This window comes from Anaerolineales bacterium (assembly GCA_030583885.1).
GTDB lineage: Bacteria > Chloroflexota > Anaerolineae > Anaerolineales > Villigracilaceae > Villigracilis.
The window spans coordinates 2,321,471-2,340,813 of record CP129480.1 but is presented as its reverse complement, the minus strand read 5'-3'; the positions used below and the strand labels follow the sequence as shown (position 1 = coordinate 2,340,813).

Here is a 19,343-nt window from a genome sequence, read left to right as displayed (position 1 = left end):
CTATTCGATTACCGGCAAACTCGCCGCAGCGACAGACTGTCCCACACGGCGGATCTTTTCATCGGGCAGGTGCAGTTTGATTTCCTTTAATAATTCGTGGAATTCAACTTCAAGAACCTTCTTCGCACCTTCGATCAAAAGCTCCCCGCCGCGCCCCGACGTGCAACGCCCCAGGATCAGGACATGCTTGAGATCGTAGAAATCCGCATAATGAACAATGCCATACCCAAGATAAATGCCCATGGTTTGCCAGATGTTTGCCGCGCCTTCGTGCCCTGCATCCAATTTTTCCTGCGCAAATTTCAGTCTCTCGGCATCCGGTGCGTCTGAGGGGATTTCAATGCCTGCCTTCTCCGCAAGCCTGAATACACATTGTTGCGAGAAGTATGAAGCTCCGCAACCCTTATCGCCAGACCACTCTTCCACAGGGGCATTCGGGCTGTAATCAATGGGGGCAAAAGCCAGTTCGTTCAACCAGCCCGTAATATGCCCGTCCATGTTCACATATCCCGCAGCTTCACTTGAACCGAGCGCTATTCCCAAAATCCCGTTATCTTCAATGGACATGGAGCCGGCCAATGCAGTGACATCGCCATCATTGATGACATCCAGCGGCACGCCCATCTCATTACGAATTCGCAGAAACATGTCCCGAATCTCGCCAAATCGTTCCTGCGGGATTCCACGGAACAGCGAAGCAACCATTGGGCGGTTGTCAATGTAAATGCCCGCGGAACTTCCGCCGATTGCATCCACACGCGGCATTTTGCTTGCGGCGGTTTTCAACGCGGTCATAATTTCACGGTAGTGATATTGAGGGTCGAAATTTTTGCGCGGCTCCCAGACCACTTCCTCGCTGAAGATCGGTGTCCCATCCACAACAGCGCTTACCTTGCGATCGGAAGCTCCCAGGTCAAACCCAATGCGATGACCCTGTAAATTACGACCGAGCAGTTTCCCCGTCTCGCGCGAGGCGGGCACTTCCTCCGCTTTGCAGGAAACAACTGAAAACTCTCTTTCGTACACTTGTTCTCCCATAAAGTGGTAATCGAATTTTCGTGCGCCATCCTTGTTATATATTTTCTTCAAATATTCAGCTATTTTTGGAGAATTGCCAACATATAGTGTATGACCGCCGCGCTGCCAAAGCAAAAACTTAACGATGCGCTCGACATATCGATAATTGGAGTCGAAATTCGCATGGCCTTCAGGATAGATGGTTAACTCACAGCGGGACACATCACTGCCGCTTCGTTCCAGGCCGATCACGATACGCTCCCCAACCAGCTGGACAACACGCTGAAAGTTTCGATTCGCCAAAACTGCCGGACGGAAATTCTTATCCAACGGAGGTATTACTCGCGGCCCGATCAACTGCATGGACATTAATTTTCCTGTGTGAATAACAGCGAATAATCATCGAGCAATAAAAATGCGGAAGCACCGAGAATACAGGCGCGATAATCCAATGCGCCCAATTCAAGGCGGGTGCCTTCAGACATGCGGGACAACGCCGCGCCCTGCATGGAGGAATTTACTGCATCCAGCCATGCGTTGCCAAAACGGGTCATATCGCCCGTGATCACAATCTTTTGAATGTTTAAAGTGCCGATCAAATTCCCAAGGGACTTCCCCAAAAAATGTCCCGCTGTCATAACGACCCGATTGGCTTCCGCGTCCCCGGCCTCAAAAGCCGACTGTGCCTGATCAAGTGACCTCGCCTTTAATTGTTGAATCACAGCCCGCGCACTGGAAATTGTTTCCAGACAGCCGCGTTTTCCACAGCGGCAAAGCTCGCCATTCTCCTGCACCACTACGTGACCAATTTCCCCCGCACCGCCGCCATCTCCCTGAAACAATCGACCACTGATCAGGATGCCTGCGCCAATGCCGTGTTTCACATTTACAACGATAAGGTTTTCATCGGCGGCATGTTGCCCGCCATAGACGTATTCACCAATGGCGGTTGCCTGGCTGTCATTCAAAACCGAAACAGGGAGTTTGTATTTCTTCTTAAGCAATTGACCCAGTGGAAGGTCCTGCCACTGTAAATTAACGGCATCGATCACAACGCCTTCGCGCGTATTAATGAGACCTGGCGCACCCACGCCAATACCTACGATCGGCTTTAATCTCTTTCGGAGCAGCTGGTCAATGATCTGGTATACAAGTTCGAGCGCATTCCGCCCATTGTCATCATGGACTGGCGCTTCGACCATTTCCTTGATATCGCCACGCAGATTCACAATTGCGCCAATGAATTTATCCTGTGCCAGATTTAATCCGATCAAATAACGCGAGTCTGCAACCACGCTCATCAAGATCGGAGATTTTCCCCCGATCGATTCACCCCTGCCTACTTCCTCCACCAATCCTTCAGTGAGCAGCCCACTCACCACCTCGGAGACAGTCGTTCGCGTGAGATTAGTGACGCGCGCCACTTCCGCGCGGCTGACCGATTCGTTTGCAAAGATGGTTCGCAAAACGAGGTCACGGTTGTGCTGCTTGGTTTGCTGGTGAGTAGCCTTTTTCATGGGAAGTTCCTGATGCCTACACGAAAAGACGTAAGCCGGTCTGACCACTTTGTAAATTCATTGTACTAACAAACTTATTGTACAGATTCTCCCACTAAAAGTCAAGTCTCGACCTTGACAAAATATTTAGTTTAGCCTAAAATATATTTAGCCGAACCTAATTTTCAAAAACCATGAAAAACAGAACATCCACCCAATCTGTTCAGGATTACCTGAAACGCATCTACGAACTGACCGAAAACGATTCGCCCGCCAGCACCAACGATCTGGCGCGCGAACTCAATGTCAAACCCGCCTCCGTCACGGGCATGATGCAAAAACTAGCAGCTGAAAAGCCTGCCATGGTCGAGTATCAAAAACATCAGGGCGTTACCCTCACCCCCGCGGGGAAACGCGCCGCGCTCGAGGTCATTCGTCACCATCGTCTGCTCGAAACCTGGCTGGCACAAACACTCGGATATTCGTGGGATGAAGTGCATGAGGAGGCGGAACGGCTGGAACATGTCATCTCGGAGGATTTCGAGCGGCGCATCGCTGCCGCACTCGGCAACCCCACCCGCGACCCGCATGGTGAACTCATCCCCACAGAAAATTTGAAAATGCCCGTCGAGGATACGACGCCCCTATCTTCTCTACGTCCCAATCAGACTGCGACGATATTACGCGTCGTGGCCACGGACCCGAACCTGCTTCGCCATCTTGACAGTTTGGGACTCACCCCAGGCATTCAGATCGAGGTGACAGAATACTCCGCGTTTGACAACAACCTGACAGTGAAAGTCGGCAGGAAAATCAATGTGCTTGGCTTGAACATCACTACAAAAATATTTGTTGAAACCACAAACTAAACGTTATCAATAGAAAGGCTTTTCTGATATGAACGAAACAATCTTTAGAATTCTCGCCGCCCTTATCCTTTTCACAGGAGCAGGCATCTCCATTTACTTCCGCATGAAAGCAGACCGCGACTCGGGCGAAAGACTTTCCCGCAGCGCAGACGGCACGCCGATGATGCTTGTCATTCGCATTGGCGGTTTGATGTTGTGGCTCAGCCCCATCGTGTACCTGCTCAACCCGCAGTGGATGGCATGGTCGAAGATCGGGCTGCCCGAATGGGTACGCTGGTTCGGATTCGGGTTTGGCATCATCGTGGTCGGGCTGATCTACTGGCTGTTCATCAGCATTCAAGGCGGCATTACGCCTGTCAGCGCCACGCGCACGAATCACAAACTTGTGACTCACGGAATTTACCGCTGGGTACGTCATCCACTTTACACAGTTGGGTCATCGCTTTACATCGCCTTTGCATTGATGGCAGACAACTGGTTCATTATTCTGCTGGCAACACTGGCATTCATCGCCATGGCGATCCGCACGCCAAAAGAGGAAGCCAATCTCATTGAGAAATTCGGAGATGAGTACCGAGAGTACCTGAAGCACACAGGCAAGTTTCTACCGAAGTTTTTCTAGCCACAGGAGGTGACAGTCACTTTACCCACTCTGCTTTGCTGCGGGATGCTTCGCAAAAGTGACTGTCACCTACGTGAGAAAACCATGTTCCTCGAAATCTTTTTCAAGATCGCATTCTTTATCATCTTTTTCAGTTTCGCGCATGTAATGACCGCTTACTCAAAAAAGGCAAAAGCTGGCAAGGAAGATAAAGCCACACGCGTGAAAATGCACAATGAAAACGAAATTCCGCTTTTATTGAATCTGCGCACCATTTTCGGCGTTCCCTTTTACCTTGGTGTGCTAGTATGGACGTTCGCCCCTTCATTCATGAAATGGTCGTACATCCCCTTTCCCGTTTGGGTGCGCTGGGCTGGATTGGCGCTTGGTCTCTTTGCCATCGTTATCAATGCCTGGGGCCATAAAACGCTCAGCCAAAAGCTCAGCGCGGACTTTGACCCTGCGCTGCGTTTGATGAAAGTCCCTGCCTTGGTGACAGAAGGTCCCTATACGCGGATGCGTCACCCGATCTACTTTGCCTTCCTGCTGATGCAGATCGCGGTTCTTTTCCTGACCTCGAACTGGTTCATCGGCTTTTGCGGACTCGCCATCATTATTTCTGTCATCGCCATTCGTGTGCCTGAAGAGGAGAGACTTCTCATCGAACAATTCGGCGACGAATACCGTAATTACATTAGACACACGGGAAGTTTATTTCCCAAACTCAGATAATTGGAGAAAGACTTATGAAGAAAATCGTTTTAGTCGTATTGACCCTATCCCTGCTCCTCAGCGCGTGTGCAACGGAGACGGGCGGTAATTCAAATGGCAAGCTCAATATTGTCACCACCACAGGCATGATCGCAGACATTGCCAAAAATGTAGGCGGGGAATACGTGGAAGTCACCGCCCTGATGGGACCAGGCGTAGACCCTCACTTGTACAAAGCCAGCGAAGGCGACATCCGCCGCTTACAGGAAGCCAATCTTATTTTTTATAACGGCTTACATCTTGAAGCACAACTGGGTGAAGTGTTGGAGAAGATGAATGATTTCAACATTACGACTGTCGCTGTGGCAGATGAAATCGACCCAACTGCATTGCTTGCTCACCCCGAATACGAAAATTCCTACGATCCGCACATTTGGTTCGATGTGACTTTGTGGATGCAGGCTGTCCGTCGGGTGCAGGACACGCTTTCAGAAACTGATCCAGCCCACAAGTCCGCGTATGGGGCGAACGCGACAGCGTATCTCGCTCAACTCGAAGAATTGCATCAGTATGTTTTGAGTCAAGCAGAAACCATCCCCGCTGAAAAGCGCGTCATCATCACCGCACATGATGCGTTCAGTTATTTTGGCAGGGCATACGGCTTTGAAGTGCGCGGCTTGCAAGGCATCAGCACCGAGTCGCAGGCGGGCACAGCGGACGTGCAAGCGCTGGCAGGTTTTATTGTTGAGCAACAAATTCCCGCCATCTTTGTCGAGTCTTCGGTGCCGCAGCGCAATGTGGAAGCGGTGCAGGCGGCTGTGCAATCACAAGGCTTTGATGTGCAAATTGGCGGCTCGCTTTTTTCGGATGCGATGGGCAGTGAAGGCACGCCTGAGGGAACCTATATCGGCATGGTGCGGTACAACATCGATACCATCGTTGCCGCGCTGAAAGGTGAATAAGATGGCTGTCAATGCAATTGATGTGACCGATCTTACGATCGCCTACAAGGACAAACCCGTGTTATGGGACGTGGATATGGAAGTGCCATCGGGTACGTTGATGGCGATTGTGGGACCGAATGGCGCGGGCAAGACCACGATGATCAAATCCATTTTGGGGTTGATCAAACCCGCCGCGGGACAAGTGCTTGTGTATGGCAAGCCGTATGCAGAGCAGCGTCATCTCGTTGGCTATGTGCCCCAACGCGGCAGCGTGGATTGGGACTTCCCCACCAGTGTCTTGGATGTGGTCATGATGGGACGCTATGGCGCACTCGGCTGGCTCAAACGACCAGGCGCTTCAGAACGCGCCGCAGCGTTGGATGCCCTCGATAAAGTTGGGATGAAGTCCTTTGCCGAGCGGCAGATCAGCCAACTCTCTGGCGGACAGCAGCAGCGTGTCTTTTTGGCGCGCGCGCTCGTACAGGATGCGCAACTGTATTTTATGGATGAACCCTTCCAAGGCGTGGATGCCACTACTGAACGCGCCATCGTCACTTTGTTGCAGGAATTGCGCTCGGCTGGAAAAACCGTAGTCGTCGTTCACCACGACTTGCAGACCGTGCCCGAATACTTCGACTGGGTCACCATGCTCAACGTCCGCCGCATTGCCTGCGGACCTGTGGGCGAAGTCTTCACCGATCAGAATCTGCGCAAGGCATATGGCGGCAAGGTCGCCTTCTTGAGCGCGGATGACGCTGTGAAGAATGGAAAGCATTAATACCATCCGCAGATTGAACAGATTTCGCCGATTTTTTTTTAATCTGCCTAATCGGCGAAATCTGTGGATAAAAATCTTATGGACATCTCTCAACTTTTTTACGATCTCTTCTTTGATTACACCCTGCGCACCGTGGCGTTAGGCTCGGCGATTCTGGGAATCGTCAGCGGGGCGCTTGGGTCGTTCGCAGTGCTGCGCAAGCAAAGCCTGCTCGGGGACGCAATTTCCCACGCAGCATTGCCGGGCATCGTGATCGCCTTTTTGCTCACCCGCAGCCGTGAGCCTGTCATCCTCATGTTCGGCGCGTCAATCGCGGGCTGGCTGGCGACGCTCTTCATGCTCAATATCATCCGCACCACACGCATCAAAGACGATAGCGCGCTGGGGCTGGTGCTCTCAGTCTTCTTCGGCTTCGGCTTGATGCTGCTGACCTTCACCCAACGTCTGCCCGATGCCACGCAAGCGGGCTTGGACAAGTTCCTCTTTGGTCAAGCCGCCACCTTGTTACAACGTGACGTGGTAACGATGGCGATCATCGGCACGCTGGCGATCATTCTGCTGATCGCCTTCTGGAAGGAATTCAAACTCATCACATTCGATACCGAATACGCAGCAAGCCTTGGCTACCCTGTCCGTTTTTTGGATGTATTGCTCACCACCCTGCTGGTCATCGCCATTGTGCTTGGCTTGCAAACCGTGGGCGTGGTGCTGATGTCCGCGATGATCGTGGCGCCAGCCGCGGCGGCGCGTCAGTGGACGGACAAACTCAAGAACATGGTCGTCCTCGGCGGGCTGTTCGGCGCGATTGCGGGAGTCAGTGGAACGCTCATCAGCGGTTCGGCGGAAAAGATTCCAACGGGTCCAGTGATTGTCTTATGTATGAGCGCCATCGTCCTGTTCTCGATGCTGTTCGCCACCAACCGCGGACTGGTCTGGAACTGGTTCCGTAATTTGCAGAACCGACGTCACCTGCGCGCACAGGCAGTACTGGGCGATCTCAACACACTTGCCATGCAGCATCCCAACGAAGAACGCGGACATTCCTCCGCGGTGCTGCGGGCGATGAGCACCAATCCCGATGGCGTTTCGTTAGCGTTACAGCAACTCAAAGAACAAGGCTATGCTCAGGAGCTCGGCAAAGATGCCTGGGCGTTGACTCAGTCTGGGTTGGATGAAGCAGGTAAATCTCAAGAGAAGGAAGCGTAAGTATGTCATCCGCACAAATTGAAATTCAGATCATCGCTTCCATCGTTGCAGTCGCGTGCGCATTGCCTGGTGTCTTCCTTGTGCTGCGCCGCATGGCAATGATGAGCGACGCCATCAGTCACACGGTTTTGCTTGGCATCGTCATCGCGTTCTTCATTACAAAGAGTCTCAACTCGCCGTTGCTGCTTGTTGGCGCGGCGTTAATGGGTGTCATCACCGTCGTCCTCGTGGAATTGCTCAACCGCACGCAACTGGTGCGCGAAGACGCTGCCATTGGTTTGGTCTTCCCCGCCATCTTCAGCATCGCGGTCATTCTCATCACGCGCTTTGCGGGCGACGTGCATCTCGATACCGATGCCGTCCTGCTCGGCGAACTGGTCTTTGCGCCGTTCAACCGCCTCAAACTTTTCGGCATGGATATTGGACCCGAAGCGCTGTACACCACCGGCGGCATTCTGCTGCTCAACCTGGTCTTTGTGCTCGTCTTTTACAAGGAACTCAAACTCGCCACCTTCGACCCCGCCCTTGCCGCCGCGCTTGGCTTCGCGCCCACCCTCATTCACTACGCACTGATGACGTTGGTTTCACTCACTGCCGTCGGTTCCTTCGACGCCGTCGGCTCGGTGCTGGTGGTCGCGTTCATGATCGCGCCGCCCGCCGCCGCATACTTATTGACCGACCGCCTCTCGCGCATGTTGATCTATTCCGCGCTGATCGGGATATTCTCCGCCGTGAGCGGATACTGGCTCGCCTATCTTTTGGATGCCTCCATCGCGGGCTCGATGGCGACGATGACAGGCGTTTCTTTCTTAATCTCGTACCTGTTCGCCCCCGAGCGCGGACTCCTCGCCCATGCACGGCGCCGCCAAAACCAGCGCATCGAGTTCGCACTGACCATGCTCACCATGCACATCGCCAATCACACCGCCGCACATGAAGCAGAAATCGAGAACGAAGTTGTTCATCTCAACGAGCATCTCAAATGGACGCCGCAATTCGCGATGGAAGTCGTCGGCATCGCCGAACGCAACGGCTTGATCCAACAAAGGAACGGTCTGCTTACACTGACAGACAGCGGACTGAAAAGATCACAACAGGAATTCAGTTCGTGAAAGATACGAGAACGAATCGATAATGCATACCTTCCCACTGGTTTGGAAAAAAATCCGGGCCAGTGGGATAATTTTTGAAAGGAGAGTATTTCCATGAACTTGGTCTGGCTACTCATATTTACTGTCACCATCTGGGTCATCTTTCGCCCCGAGCAAGGCGCTTTCTGGCGCTGGCAGCGCGCACAAAAACTGACCACAAAAGTGTTTCAGGAAGATGCGCTCAAGCACATCCACCAATGTGAGATCGACGGTGACAAACCATCGATCAAGAGTTTGGCAGGCGCGCTCAACACCAGCCCGGATGAGATCGCAAAAATTCTCGACACCCTTGCATCTCATGAACTTCTGGAATTCCAAGGCACAGAATTTCATCTCACATCCGCCGGGCGGGATTATGCGCTGCGAATCATCCGCGCGCATCGTCTTTACGAACGCTACCTCGCGGATGAGACCGGCTACAACGAGACCGACTGGCACGACCGAGCTGAGCGCTTCGAACACATGCTGACTACTGACGAAGCCAACGCGCTTTCCGCCCGCCTTGGCAACCCGACCCACGACCCGCACGGCGATCCCATCCCCACCGCCAGCGGACAGATTTTCCAGGTCGAACACACCCCATTGACGAATATGGCGATCAATAAACCTGCCCGCATCGTCCATTTGGAGGATGAACCTGAAGTGGTCTATGCCCAACTCGTGGCGGAGGGACTGCACGTCGGGCAGGTGGTGCGGCTGCTCGAATCTTCGCCGCAGCGTGTGCGCTTCTGGGCTGGCGGAGACGAGCACCTGCTCGCCCCGGTCGTCGCGGCAAATATCGCAGTAACGCCAATGCCTGAGATGGCGCAGCAGGTCGAGGTTAAGGGAGAGGCGCTTTCCAGCCTCAAACCCGGGCAGACTGCGCGTGTCGCACAACTTTCGTATCGCATCCGCGGCGCAGAACGTCGCCGCTTGTTGGATCTCGGCGTTTTACCCGGCACAAAAATATCGAACGAAATGAGCAGCGCATCCGGCGATCCATCCGCATACTGCATCCGTGATGCGGTGATCGCTTTGCGCAAATCACAAGCTGATCTGATCTTTATCAATAAACAGGATGAGGATACACAATGACCGCTCAAACCCCAACTCAAGAGACAACCGCCGCATGTGAGGCTTGTCCGGTTCATAATGCCGCCGCGCTGAAAAAACTCGGCGTGGATATGACCAACTTCGATTTCGTGGTCGCATTGGCGGGCAACCCCAATACTGGCAAAAGCACGGTCTTCAACGCCCTGACCGGTTTGCGTCAACACACGGGCAACTGGCCCGGCAAGACCGTCACACGCGCAGAGGGTGGCTTCGAATACGGTGAAAACAAATACAAACTGGTGGACCTGCCCGGCACGTATTCACTGCTGGCAACCAGCCTGGATGAAGAAGTGGCGCGCGATTTCATCCTGTTCGGTCAGCCCGACGTGACCATCGTTGTGGTGGATGCCACGCGCCTCGAACGCAACCTGAACCTTGTGCTGCAAGTGATGGAAATTACCAACCGCGTGGTGGTGGCTTTGAATTTGATGGATGAAGCGAAACGCCACGGGCTTCAAGTTGACGAAAGACGCCTCGCGCGCGACTTGGGCGTGCCCGTCGTCCCCATGTCTGCCCGCCAGGGACAGGGGATCGCGGAACTCTTAAAAGCAGTCAGTGAAGTTGCAAAAGGCGAAGTGGTCGGCACACCGTATCGCGTCAAGTATGTTTCCCCCGAACTCAAGAAAGCCGTTGACGAATTGACGGCCCAGATCGATACTGCCTTCCCCGACCTGCCCAATGCCCGTTGGGTGGCGTTGCGCCTGCTCGACGGCGATGAACGCATCGCCGAAGCCCTGCGCAAAGGTGAATTGGGCGACCTGACCCACGGCAGCATCGAACAACGCGCAGCCCAGCTGCAAGTGATCGGGAATCAATGATCTATTCGCTTCGCTCAGAATGACATCACGAAGTTAATCTTATGACAACCTACTTAAAAAATCCCGAAGACATCATCAACAACGCGCAATCCCTGCGCTGGCAGATCGGCGTGGATTTCCACGAGAAATTGATGGAATCCATCTACACCGATGCGGCTCAGATCGCAGACCGTGCCGTCATCCGCCCCGACAAAAAACCGCGCTTCGACCTCGACCGGACGATTGACAAACTGGTCACCAGCCGCACTTGGGGCTTCCCCATGATGCTGGTTTTGCTGACACTCGTCTTCTGGTTGACGATCGCAGGCGCGAACATGCCTTCAACCATGCTTGCTACCCTGCTGTTGGACATAATTCATCCCTTCTTGAAAAGCGTCTCCGCGAGCATCGGCATCCCGTGGTTCATCGACGGATTGCTGCTGGATGGCATGTATCTCGCCACAGCCTGGGTCATTAGCGTGATGCTCCCGCCGATGGCGATCTTCTTCCCGCTCTTCACTTTGCTGGAAGATTTCGGTTATCTGCCGCGTGTGGCATTCAATCTGGATAACCTGTTCCGAAAGGCAGGCGCGCACGGCAAACAAGCCTTGAGCATGACGATGGGCTTTGGCTGCAATGCGGCAGGCGTGGTCGCCACGCGTATCATTGACAGTCCGCGCGAGCGCATGATCGCAATCCTCACAAATAACTTCGCGCTCTGCAACGGACGCTGGCCCACACAAATCTTGATCGCCTCTCTTTTTATCGGCGCGTTAGCCCCTGCCTACTTGGGAGGCTTGATCTCGGCATTGGCGGTGGTGGGGATCGCGGCATTAGGTGTATTGCTGACGTTTGTGTCATCCTGGGCGCTCTCGCGTACCGTGCTAAAGGGCGAAGTCTCCACCTTTAGTTTGGAACTCCCCCCCTACCGCCCGCCAAGAATTTGGCAGACCATTTACACATCCTTCATTGACCGCACCCTGATCGTCCTCTGGCGCGCGGTAGTTTTCGCGATGCCCGCAGGTGCAGTGATCTGGCTGGCATCCAATATCAACATCGCCGGAGAAAGTATTGCCGCCCATTTGATTAATTTCCTGAATCCGGTGGGTTTGCTGATCGGTTTGAACGGCGTGATCCTTCTGGCATATGTCGTTGCCATCCCCGCCAATGAGATCGTCATCCCGACCATCCTGATGTTGACCGTCCTTGTCACCGGAACGACTGATGTTGGCGCCGGCGCGGGCGTAATGTTCGAACTCGAATCAGATACCCAGACGCTGGCACTTTTCCACGCAGGCGGCTGGACCCTGCTGACGGCGGTCAACCTGATGCTATTCAGCCTGATCCACAACCCATGCAGTACGACCATCTACACGATCTACAAGGAAACCGTCAGCAAAAAATGGACGATGGTTGCCGCCCTTATGCCGGTGGTGATGGGCTTTATCGTCACCTTCGTTGTGGCGCTGGTCTGGCGGTTTATTGAAAGCCTTTTGTGAGCACAAAAGACAGGGTATTTGATGCGCCTGTCTTTTTTCTTGACATCTTTTTCCTCCTCGGATAATATATGAATATTTGCTCATATATTCAACCATGAAACTTACCGAACTAAAAGCCATCCAGTTAGCCGAACTCTTCAGCTCCCTCAGCGACGCGAGCCGTATCCGCATCATTGCCAAACTCATGGGCGGGGAAATGAGCGTCCGCACCCTCGCGGATGGACTCGGCATGACCGAATCCGCCGTCTCCCATCAACTGCGCGGATTACGTCAAATGCACCTCGTCCGCACGCGGAAATCTGGCAGGCAAGTCTTCTATTCACTGGACGACGAGCATGTCTCGCGCCTGTTCACCTTGGGATTGGACCATGTCCAACATGGATAATTTTATGATCGACAACACTTTATAAAGGAACTTAACATGCCAAAAAAGAAGAAAAACAGCAAGAACTCCTCTTTCCCAACCATCCTGTTCGTTGGCGGTGGTATCGCATTGATCGCTGCGGCGTTTATGCTTTTCAGCCAGAACAGCAACCCTGCGCCGGTTGCCGAAGCGCCCATCGAAGAGGAAATTCCGTATCCTGAAATTTCCAGAGTCTCTCTTACTGAAGCCAAGGCGGCGTTGGATTCTGGGTCTGCAATCCTTCTGGATGTACGTTCAGCCGAAGCGTTTGCAGGGCAGCATATTACAGGCGCCGTCAACATCCCAGTCAACGATCTGGAAGCGCGCCTCGGCGAACTCGACCCAAATCAGTGGATCATCCCCTACTGCACCTGACCAAGCGAAGAATTGAGCGCCCGTGCGGCGTCCATCTTGCTTGAAAACGGTTTCTCCAATGTCACCCCCATGCTCGGCGGTTTTGCAGCCTGGATCGATGCAGGGTATCCAACAGCACCTTAATTGAAAAAAAATATGTTCAACAAAATTCGTTTCGTAAATATCCTATTGCTCATGGCGTTCCTGCTCGCTGCCTGCCAAACTGCCCAAGAACCACAGGTCGGCATCGAAGCAGACATGGGTGGATACAAGTACCGCGTCATTTCTGTGCCTGAAGCGCAGACCATGCTGGAGAACAAAGACTTCGTCATGCTCAACGTCTACACCCCGTGGGAGAAGGACATTCCGCAGACCGATCTGCGCATCGGCTACGACGTGCTCGCAGAAAACATGGACCAACTCCCAGCAGAGAAAGATGCGAAGATCGTCGTCTATTGCTTAAGCGGGGGCATGTCCAAGAAAGCCGTTGCCACACTGGTCACCAAGGGCTATACCAACATCTGGATGCTGGATGGCGGAATCTCCACGTGGGAGGCGGCAGGCTTGCCAACAGAAAAATAAAATGCACGATCATTCTCACATCGGCGACCTCACCCAGCAAACCACCAAACGCCTCGCGCTTTCACTGACCCTCACTGCCCTCTTCGTGCTGGTTGAAGTGGCGGCAGGCATTTGGGGCAACAGCCTCGCGCTGCTCACCGATGCCGCGCACAACTTCACGGATGTCATCGCTCTCGGCTTGAGCTGGTATGCCTTGCGCATCACCGCCAAACCCGCCAACGCCGGCAAGACCTTCGGCTATCATCGTGTGGGGATTCTCGTGGCGCTGGTCAACTCGACGACATTGATCCTGATCGCGCTGGGCATTTTCTACGAGGCCTGGCGTCGGTTCATCTCCCCGGCTGAGGTCAATGCGCCAGTTCTGATCGGCGTCGGCATCGCGGCGTTCATCATCAACCTTGTCACCGCCCTGCTCGTCAAAAAGGGAAGTGAGAACGACCTCAACCTGCGGAGCGCCTTCCTGCACCTGATGGGAGATGTCCTGTCTACACTGGGGGCGGTCATCGCGGGTGTGCTGATCTTCTTCACGAACTGGAACTGGCTCGATCCGCTTGTCAGTGTATTGATCGGCGTGTTCATCCTGTGGAGCGCGTGGGGCATTTTGCGCCAATCCATTCACATCCTGCTCGAAAGCACCCCCGCAAATATCGACGTCCCAAAAATGCTGAAAGATATTTGTGCCGTCGAAGGTGTGCTTGGCATCCACGACCTGCATGTATGGAGCATCAACGAAAATCTGCGGCTGCTCTCCGCGCATGTGGTGACGGACAATATCCCGGTCAGTGAAGGGACATCCATCCAACAGACCATCTACGAAATACTTGCTACCAGCTATAACATCCAGCATACGACGCTGCAACTGGAATGCGAAGGCTGTCATGAAAATCTTTTGTATTGCCATATCCTGACGGAACGTTATGAAGCATAAAAGGAGGCGGTCACTGAGAAGTGCCGCCTCCTTTTATATTTAAATTTGGCCCCTTACGGGTTTGTTTGTCCGTTCCCGCGTCCCATCATTCCATTCCCGCGACCGCCCTGGGGACCGGTCCCATCGCAAGTGCCATTCCCCATCCCGCCGCGTCCGAAACCGCGGGACTTCATCCAGTCCGCCTGCTCCTGCGTGATGACATTGGCTTTCACCGCCGCATCCAGTGCATTTGCACGAACTTCCTGAAGCACGGCAGGGAATTCTTCAGCAGTCACGCCCGCGGAAAGGGCGATGTCCCGTAGGGTTTCTCCAGCCGCGAGGCGGGTATTGACGTCATTCACGTTGAGTTTCAACTCCTTGGCGAATTCCGTCACCATGAAGGTGTGCAGAGGGCCCTGCCCATTGTGCATTCCACGTCCACCATACGGCGGTGTGCCATCCTGGGCGTATGCAACACCCGCCCCCGCCACTGCCAGCGCAATTACAACAAGCGCTACGATCAAAATTGTCTTTTTCATAATTTTCTCCTTTCGTCGAAAAAGCGTTTTTTCTTACAGCTACAGTCTACAGCGGGGATGTGAAGGTTCTGTAAAGATTTCGTGGAGATTGGACGAAGAATCCCGGGTAGGATTCGGTAAAATTCAACCATGCCCATCTCCCCCACCTACACAAAGACCGTCACGATTCGCAAATCCGCCATTGACGGGAACGGACATGTCAACAACGTCGCCTATGTACAATGGATGCAGGACATTGCCCTCGAGCATTACAACTCCATCGGCGGCATCGCAGCACAGGGACCTGATTCCACGTGGGTCATCCGCGAACATCGCATCGAATATCTGCTCCCCGCGTTTGAAGGCGAGGAGATCGAAATCCGCACCTGGGTGGAGAATATCCGCAAGGTGCGCTCACTGCGAAAGTATGAATTTGTGCGGAAGAGCGATGGGAAAGTGTTGGTGAAGGGCGAAACGGACTGGGTCTTTGTAGATGTGAAAACAGGAAATCCGAAGGCGATACCAATGGAAGTGGGGAATGTGTTTACCTCCACACAGCCTCCCCCAAATCCGCAATAAAATTATCGGGAATTATGTGAAACTTTCATGCGGATTTGGGGGGCAGCCTGCCTTTCTTTGGGTAGGTGCCGAAGGCGGAGGGGTCCAATAGTCTTTCATACACCTTCCCCAACTTTTTCTGCGACTCGTGCCATGTAAACTTTGTCAGCACGCGCTGGGAGGCGGATTCGGCAAGGCGTTGGGATAGCTTAAAATCGTTCAGCAGCGCCAGCGCCTGACGCGCAAGGTCGTTGGGGTCGTTCGGGGAGAAGAGCAGACCATCCACATCTTCACGGATGAGTTCACGCACGATGGGCATATTGGATGCCAGCAGGGGGCGTCCCGCCGCCATGTATTCCAGCAGCTTGATGGGACAGGCTCCCTGCGTCACATTGCGGTCATTCAAGCCAAGCGGAGCCACGCAAATATCCGCGCTGGCAATGAGATTTGGGATTTCGTGATGCGGCACGGCAGGCTGGACGGTCACATGCTCGTCCAAGCCGAGTTTGCGGATCTGCCTGGCTAGCATCTTGCGCTGACGGGAACGTCCGCGCCCGACGATATGGAGTCGAACAACTTGTTGTTCGAGAATTTTCGGCAAAGCCTTGATGACGATATCCAAGCCCTGCCAATCGGCAAGGGTGCCGATATAGAGCAGGACAGGCTCACGTCCTTCGCGGCTGGGCAACGGGGTGGCGGAAAAATCTGAAGGGCTGACCCCGTTTGGGATGACAGTCACCAATTGTCGGTTAATTCCGAGCGAGGCGATGAAGTCGCGAGTCACCCGTGAGGGACAAATAATCGTGTCACTCAGGTGCAGGGTGGCAATCTCCTGCTCCTTGATCTTGGCAAGCAACTCCAAATCCAGGCCGGGGTAATGATATTTGAGTTCTATCGAAGACAGTCCGTTCACCTCGAAGAGTGTCTTGCAGCCGAACTTCCTTTTATTTTGCGTAATGTGAAAGCCGTCCCAAATATTGCGAAAGTGAACAACGTCATATTCGGGGCGCAGCGCAAGATGCGACAGCACAGACCTGCCAAAATGCACGGCGCGGGCGAGAAAATTCTGCGAAAGGTCCTGCGGGATGCGGGTGACGCGCGCGCCTTCAATAGTATCTTCGGGGGGGAGCAAACCATCGTTGGGCGTGATAAGATGGACATCATATTGGCAATTGACCAGTCCGCGAATATTATGCAAAATATGCGTTGACGCCCCCTTGGGGCTTGGTACAATATCGAAGGCTGTATAAAGTATTTTCGGCATCACTGAATTATACCCAGCGCCGTCATTTTAAAAAGGTACCCGGAGGAGTGAATGGTTGTTTTTTGCGGAATTCTCGTTGTCATCGTAATCCTGTTCTTTTATCTGTTGAACACGGCACGCAAAAAAGTGACGTACCCAAACACAGGGACAAAACAATTTACGCCCGTGTACGTCTCGATCGCCGACAAGCCCGATTCAATCATGCGCGGCATGGATGCCTTTCTAGCGAAAGTGCAAAAAACCGAATCGGCTGGTGATAAATGGCGCTGGGTCCCGCTGATGATCTTTTTCGTCGGCGTGGGCCTGGTTGCCGTGGACGCGCTCCTGACCCTGTTCGGCTATTTCTCGATCATCTTTTCGGTTGGCGCATTTGCGTTGTGGCTGGCGGCGTTCATCCTGGCACGGAGTTTGCGGAAGAGCGACTCGCACGACTTTTCGCCGCGCTATTACGGGACGAAGGAAATCCTGCACACGCTTCGCGACGACCTTAAACCCGATTCCACATTCCTTGGGCATCTCGACCTGACAGGACCCCTGCTCCCCACCAAAGTTGCGCGTGAAACGCAGGATACGCAAAACCGTACCACCCAATATTTCAGCGACCAATGGCTTTCACTAAAAGCCAAGCTGTATGACGGCAATGTCCTGCGCGTGGCCGCCATTCAAAAAACCAAGAAACGGAAAAGCTACTACAAGCGCAGCCGCATCAGCGGAAAGATGAAATCGAAACCCGAGAAACTCAAGGGTTCGGAACAGGAATTGAAAGTCCGCATCGTGGTCAATCCACAGGTCTATGACATCAAACCATCGCCCAAATTCTCACGCGGACAGAACGTCGGCAAGTACACCGTAGCCGAGTTGAACACCGAGGGCGGCATGATCAACATCCTCGCCAAATCACCTTTTGAGGAAGTGGAAAAGGAACACATCCTCAGCTTTTTAAAATCCGCATATTCTCTTTTACAACGAAAGGCTGCATAAATGAGTCGCAAAATCATTCCCTTCATTGTTGCATTCGTGCTTTCCTGCCTCGTCATGGTCGTGGCAGGCGTGTTCGCCTTCAGCGGTGCAGTCACCGCCGAAAAATTCGGCAGCGACGTGATTTGGACGAAACCCTATGCCACCGCCGAAAGCATGAAGGTCATCGACCTGACGGGCGATAAGCAGGACGATCTCTTCATTCAAAACACCAGCGATGTCTCGGTCTATGACGGGAACGGAAACGCCCTTTTTAGTTTCCCCTATTCCTCTGCAAAATCAACGCTCGCTGATGTGAACGGCGACGGCGTGGAGGATATCGTCGTCTTTCACAATGGCAGGGGCATGTCTGTGGATGTGATCTCAAAGGGACGCGTGACGACTCTGGTGGAGGGCCTCAGCATCGGCTTGCCTTCACGTGTGGCGGTCATCCGCTTCGCCTCCGGACCTCAGATTGTGCTCGGCGATACGAGCGGTAAAATCCTTGCCCTGGGCCTGGACGGAAACCCGCTCTGGGAAGCCCGGGTCGGGTCGAACGAGATCCGCGGCATGGACGATGCCCGCATTGGCGGACAGTTCCATGTGGCAGTTGCCACCAATGACGGCTCCATCGCCGTGTACAACGCGCAAGGCAGGGAAGTCTGGCGAACATCACAGGAACAACTGCGCCGTATGCGCGCCTTCGACCTGAACGGCGACGGGGACAGCGAGATCATCACCGGCGGCGAATACGGCGCGTTCAGAATCTACAACGCTGCCGATGGAACCATCCTCTTTGAAAAATCACTTGGACAAGCCGTCAGCGAAGTCCGCGAAGTGGAATTGGACGGCGACCCATCCTCACGCGAGATCATCGCCGGCGGAAAAGACGGCGGCGTGTGGGCATTCTCATTTGACGGAGCAACTGCCACCCAAATGTGGAGCGGTTCGTTATCCGATAAAGTGACCGAGATCTCAGGCCTGGACATTGACGAAGACGGCAAGCAGGAAGCGGTCATCGGCGATGACTCGGGCGTTGTGGCGATCTTCACCGACAGCGGCGGCCGCAACAACCTGCCCAAACATTCGAGCGGCATCACCCGCATTGATATCGGCAGGCTCGGCAGCGACCGCCATGTGGTCATTGCGGACTATGACGAAGTGCGGGTCAACAAGATCAATTTCAGTTCAATTCCCGGCTTCCAATACACGCCATTGATCGTCGGGTTGCTGGTCTCTGCGATCATTCTGGTCATCGCTGCGATCCTGGCGTCCATCCCGCCGAAACCTGAGATGAAAGTCTCCTTCAAGGATAAAAGCCGCGAAAGCCTGGACGCCGAACGGCGCATGCTGAAGGAACACATCGCGGACGTGGAACGCCTGCGCAAATCCGGTGAGATGAGCGGTGACGCCTATCTCGCCCGCCTCAAACGCCTGCGCGGCGACCTCGCGGAGAATGAAGCCGCATTCAGGGAGGCCGGCTTCCAGGTCAAAGTCGAGACCTTTAACTGCCCGAACTGCGGCGGCACGCTGGAACTTGGCATGGATAAATGTGAATATTGCGGGCAGGTGCTGTTGTCGTAGACAGACAATATCGTTTTAAGAAAAATGAAAGACGGAGTCGGGATTTACCGACTCC

The 19,343-nt window shown here is 53.8% G+C and carries 21 protein-coding genes; 17 read left to right on the top strand and 4 right to left on the bottom strand.

What is annotated here, in order from left to right:
- Both QY332_11715 and QY332_11710 read right to left on the bottom strand, forming a co-directional pair.
- A complete protein-coding gene (locus tag QY332_11715) occupies positions 1-1,386 on the bottom strand; it encodes an ROK family protein (protein ID WKZ34278.1) in 1,386 nt (461 codons plus the stop codon).
- Positions 1,386-2,534, bottom strand: a complete 1,149-nt coding sequence (locus QY332_11710) for an ROK family transcriptional regulator (protein WKZ34277.1) — start codon at positions 2,532-2,534, stop codon at positions 1,386-1,388. Before QY332_11710 ends, QY332_11715 begins: the two co-directional genes overlap by 1 nt.
- Positions 2,535-2,707: 173 nt before the next feature.
- Here QY332_11710 and QY332_11705 point away from each other — a divergent pair, with 173 nt between their 5' ends.
- The 14 genes from QY332_11705 to QY332_11640 all read left to right on the top strand — a co-directional run bounded on the left by QY332_11705 (position 2,708) and on the right by QY332_11640 (position 14,428).
- Positions 2,708-3,382 carry a metal-dependent transcriptional regulator gene (locus QY332_11705; GenBank protein WKZ34276.1) on the top strand — a complete coding sequence of 225 codons (675 nt, stop codon included), beginning with the start codon at positions 2,708-2,710 and terminating at the stop codon, positions 3,380-3,382.
- Positions 3,383-3,410: 28 nt separating this feature from the next.
- Entirely contained in the window at positions 3,411-4,004 is a 594-nt protein-coding gene (locus QY332_11700) for an isoprenylcysteine carboxylmethyltransferase family protein (protein ID WKZ34275.1), read from the top strand.
- Positions 4,005-4,088: 84 nt separating this feature from the next.
- Positions 4,089-4,715 carry an isoprenylcysteine carboxylmethyltransferase family protein gene (locus QY332_11695; GenBank protein WKZ34274.1) on the top strand — a complete coding sequence of 209 codons (627 nt, stop codon included), beginning with the start codon at positions 4,089-4,091 and terminating at the stop codon, positions 4,713-4,715.
- 14 nt (positions 4,716-4,729) lie between these two features.
- Positions 4,730-5,656, top strand: a complete 927-nt coding sequence (locus QY332_11690) for a zinc ABC transporter substrate-binding protein (protein WKZ34273.1) — start codon at positions 4,730-4,732, stop codon at positions 5,654-5,656.
- A 1-nt stretch (position 5,657) separates the two neighbouring features.
- Positions 5,658-6,416, top strand: a complete 759-nt coding sequence (locus tag QY332_11685; protein WKZ34272.1) for a metal ABC transporter ATP-binding protein — start codon at positions 5,658-5,660, stop codon at positions 6,414-6,416.
- A gap of 78 nt (positions 6,417-6,494) precedes the next feature.
- Positions 6,495-7,622, top strand: a complete 1,128-nt coding sequence (locus QY332_11680) for a metal ABC transporter permease (GenBank protein WKZ34271.1) — start codon at positions 6,495-6,497, stop codon at positions 7,620-7,622.
- A gap of 2 nt (positions 7,623-7,624) precedes the next feature.
- Positions 7,625-8,734 (top strand): metal ABC transporter permease, encoded by a 1,110-nt coding sequence (locus QY332_11675; GenBank protein ID WKZ34270.1) that lies wholly within the window; start codon positions 7,625-7,627, stop codon positions 8,732-8,734.
- Between the two features lie 93 nt (positions 8,735-8,827).
- Positions 8,828-9,847 (top strand): iron dependent repressor, metal binding and dimerization domain protein, encoded by a 1,020-nt coding sequence (locus QY332_11670; protein WKZ34269.1) that lies wholly within the window; start codon positions 8,828-8,830, stop codon positions 9,845-9,847.
- A complete protein-coding gene (locus QY332_11665) occupies positions 9,844-10,683 on the top strand; it encodes a FeoB small GTPase domain-containing protein (GenBank protein ID WKZ34268.1) in 840 nt (279 codons plus the stop codon). Before QY332_11670 ends, QY332_11665 begins: the two co-directional genes overlap by 4 nt.
- A gap of 41 nt (positions 10,684-10,724) precedes the next feature.
- Positions 10,725-12,161: a nucleoside recognition domain-containing protein gene (locus QY332_11660; protein ID WKZ34267.1), complete on the top strand. Its 1,437-nt coding sequence runs from the start codon at positions 10,725-10,727 to the stop codon at positions 12,159-12,161.
- A gap of 94 nt (positions 12,162-12,255) precedes the next feature.
- Positions 12,256-12,546: a metalloregulator ArsR/SmtB family transcription factor gene (locus QY332_11655; protein WKZ34266.1), complete on the top strand. Its 291-nt coding sequence runs from the start codon at positions 12,256-12,258 to the stop codon at positions 12,544-12,546.
- 36 nt (positions 12,547-12,582) lie between these two features.
- Positions 12,583-12,939 (top strand): rhodanese-like domain-containing protein, encoded by a 357-nt coding sequence (locus tag QY332_11650; protein ID WKZ34265.1) that lies wholly within the window; start codon positions 12,583-12,585, stop codon positions 12,937-12,939.
- A 135-nt stretch (positions 12,940-13,074) separates the two neighbouring features.
- A complete protein-coding gene (locus QY332_11645; GenBank protein WKZ34264.1) occupies positions 13,075-13,500 on the top strand; it encodes a rhodanese-like domain-containing protein in 426 nt (141 codons plus the stop codon).
- A gap of 1 nt (position 13,501) precedes the next feature.
- Complete coding sequence (locus QY332_11640) at positions 13,502-14,428, top strand: cation diffusion facilitator family transporter (protein ID WKZ34263.1); 927 nt, start codon at positions 13,502-13,504, stop codon at positions 14,426-14,428.
- A gap of 53 nt (positions 14,429-14,481) precedes the next feature.
- Here the strand turns inward: QY332_11640 and QY332_11635 are convergent, their stop codons facing one another.
- Positions 14,482-14,946, bottom strand: a complete 465-nt coding sequence (locus QY332_11635; GenBank protein WKZ34262.1) for a hypothetical protein — start codon at positions 14,944-14,946, stop codon at positions 14,482-14,484.
- A gap of 129 nt (positions 14,947-15,075) precedes the next feature.
- On the opposite strand from QY332_11635, the gene QY332_11630 reads away from it, so the two are divergent.
- Positions 15,076-15,504, top strand: coding sequence for an acyl-CoA thioesterase (locus QY332_11630; protein ID WKZ34261.1), 429 nt, complete (start codon positions 15,076-15,078; stop codon positions 15,502-15,504).
- 25 nt (positions 15,505-15,529) lie between these two features.
- Here QY332_11630 and QY332_11625 read toward each other — a convergent pair whose 3' ends face one another.
- On the bottom strand, positions 15,530-16,747 hold the full coding sequence (locus QY332_11625; GenBank protein WKZ34260.1) for a glycosyltransferase family 4 protein: 1,218 nt from the start codon (positions 16,745-16,747) through the stop codon (positions 15,530-15,532).
- Positions 16,748-16,798: 51 nt separating this feature from the next.
- Here QY332_11625 and QY332_11620 point away from each other — a divergent pair, with 51 nt between their 5' ends.
- Positions 16,799-17,728, top strand: a complete 930-nt coding sequence (locus QY332_11620) for a hypothetical protein (protein WKZ34259.1) — start codon at positions 16,799-16,801, stop codon at positions 17,726-17,728.
- Entirely contained in the window at positions 17,729-19,288 is a 1,560-nt protein-coding gene (locus QY332_11615; protein ID WKZ34258.1) for a PQQ-binding-like beta-propeller repeat protein, read from the top strand.
- Positions 19,289-19,343 lie beyond the last annotated feature (55 nt).

Excerpts from the sequence above, each read along its gene's own strand:
- QY332_11715 (WKZ34278.1), bottom strand. The coding sequence starts at position 1,386 with ATGTCCATGCAGTTGATCGGGCCGCGAGTAATACCTCCGTTGGATAAG.
- QY332_11710 (WKZ34277.1), bottom strand. The coding sequence starts at position 2,534 with ATGAAAAAGGCTACTCACCAGCAAACCAAGCAGCACAACCGTGACCTC.
- QY332_11705 (WKZ34276.1), top strand. The coding sequence starts at position 2,708 with ATGAAAAACAGAACATCCACCCAATCTGTTCAGGATTACCTGAAACGC.
- QY332_11700 (WKZ34275.1), top strand. The coding sequence starts at position 3,411 with ATGAACGAAACAATCTTTAGAATTCTCGCCGCCCTTATCCTTTTCACA.
- QY332_11695 (WKZ34274.1), top strand. The coding sequence starts at position 4,089 with ATGTTCCTCGAAATCTTTTTCAAGATCGCATTCTTTATCATCTTTTTC.
- QY332_11690 (WKZ34273.1), top strand. The coding sequence starts at position 4,730 with ATGAAGAAAATCGTTTTAGTCGTATTGACCCTATCCCTGCTCCTCAGC.
- QY332_11685 (WKZ34272.1), top strand. The coding sequence starts at position 5,658 with ATGGCTGTCAATGCAATTGATGTGACCGATCTTACGATCGCCTACAAG.
- QY332_11680 (WKZ34271.1), top strand. The coding sequence starts at position 6,495 with ATGGACATCTCTCAACTTTTTTACGATCTCTTCTTTGATTACACCCTG.
- QY332_11675 (WKZ34270.1), top strand. The coding sequence starts at position 7,625 with ATGTCATCCGCACAAATTGAAATTCAGATCATCGCTTCCATCGTTGCA.
- QY332_11670 (WKZ34269.1), top strand. The coding sequence starts at position 8,828 with ATGAACTTGGTCTGGCTACTCATATTTACTGTCACCATCTGGGTCATC.
- QY332_11665 (WKZ34268.1), top strand. The coding sequence starts at position 9,844 with ATGACCGCTCAAACCCCAACTCAAGAGACAACCGCCGCATGTGAGGCT.
- QY332_11660 (WKZ34267.1), top strand. The coding sequence starts at position 10,725 with ATGACAACCTACTTAAAAAATCCCGAAGACATCATCAACAACGCGCAA.
- QY332_11655 (WKZ34266.1), top strand. The coding sequence starts at position 12,256 with ATGAAACTTACCGAACTAAAAGCCATCCAGTTAGCCGAACTCTTCAGC.
- QY332_11650 (WKZ34265.1), top strand. The coding sequence starts at position 12,583 with ATGCCAAAAAAGAAGAAAAACAGCAAGAACTCCTCTTTCCCAACCATC.
- QY332_11645 (WKZ34264.1), top strand. The coding sequence starts at position 13,075 with ATGTTCAACAAAATTCGTTTCGTAAATATCCTATTGCTCATGGCGTTC.
- QY332_11640 (WKZ34263.1), top strand. The coding sequence starts at position 13,502 with ATGCACGATCATTCTCACATCGGCGACCTCACCCAGCAAACCACCAAA.
- QY332_11635 (WKZ34262.1), bottom strand. The coding sequence starts at position 14,946 with ATGAAAAAGACAATTTTGATCGTAGCGCTTGTTGTAATTGCGCTGGCA.
- QY332_11630 (WKZ34261.1), top strand. The coding sequence starts at position 15,076 with ATGCCCATCTCCCCCACCTACACAAAGACCGTCACGATTCGCAAATCC.
- QY332_11625 (WKZ34260.1), bottom strand. The coding sequence starts at position 16,747 with ATGCCGAAAATACTTTATACAGCCTTCGATATTGTACCAAGCCCCAAG.
- QY332_11620 (WKZ34259.1), top strand. The coding sequence starts at position 16,799 with ATGGTTGTTTTTTGCGGAATTCTCGTTGTCATCGTAATCCTGTTCTTT.
- QY332_11615 (WKZ34258.1), top strand. The coding sequence starts at position 17,729 with ATGAGTCGCAAAATCATTCCCTTCATTGTTGCATTCGTGCTTTCCTGC.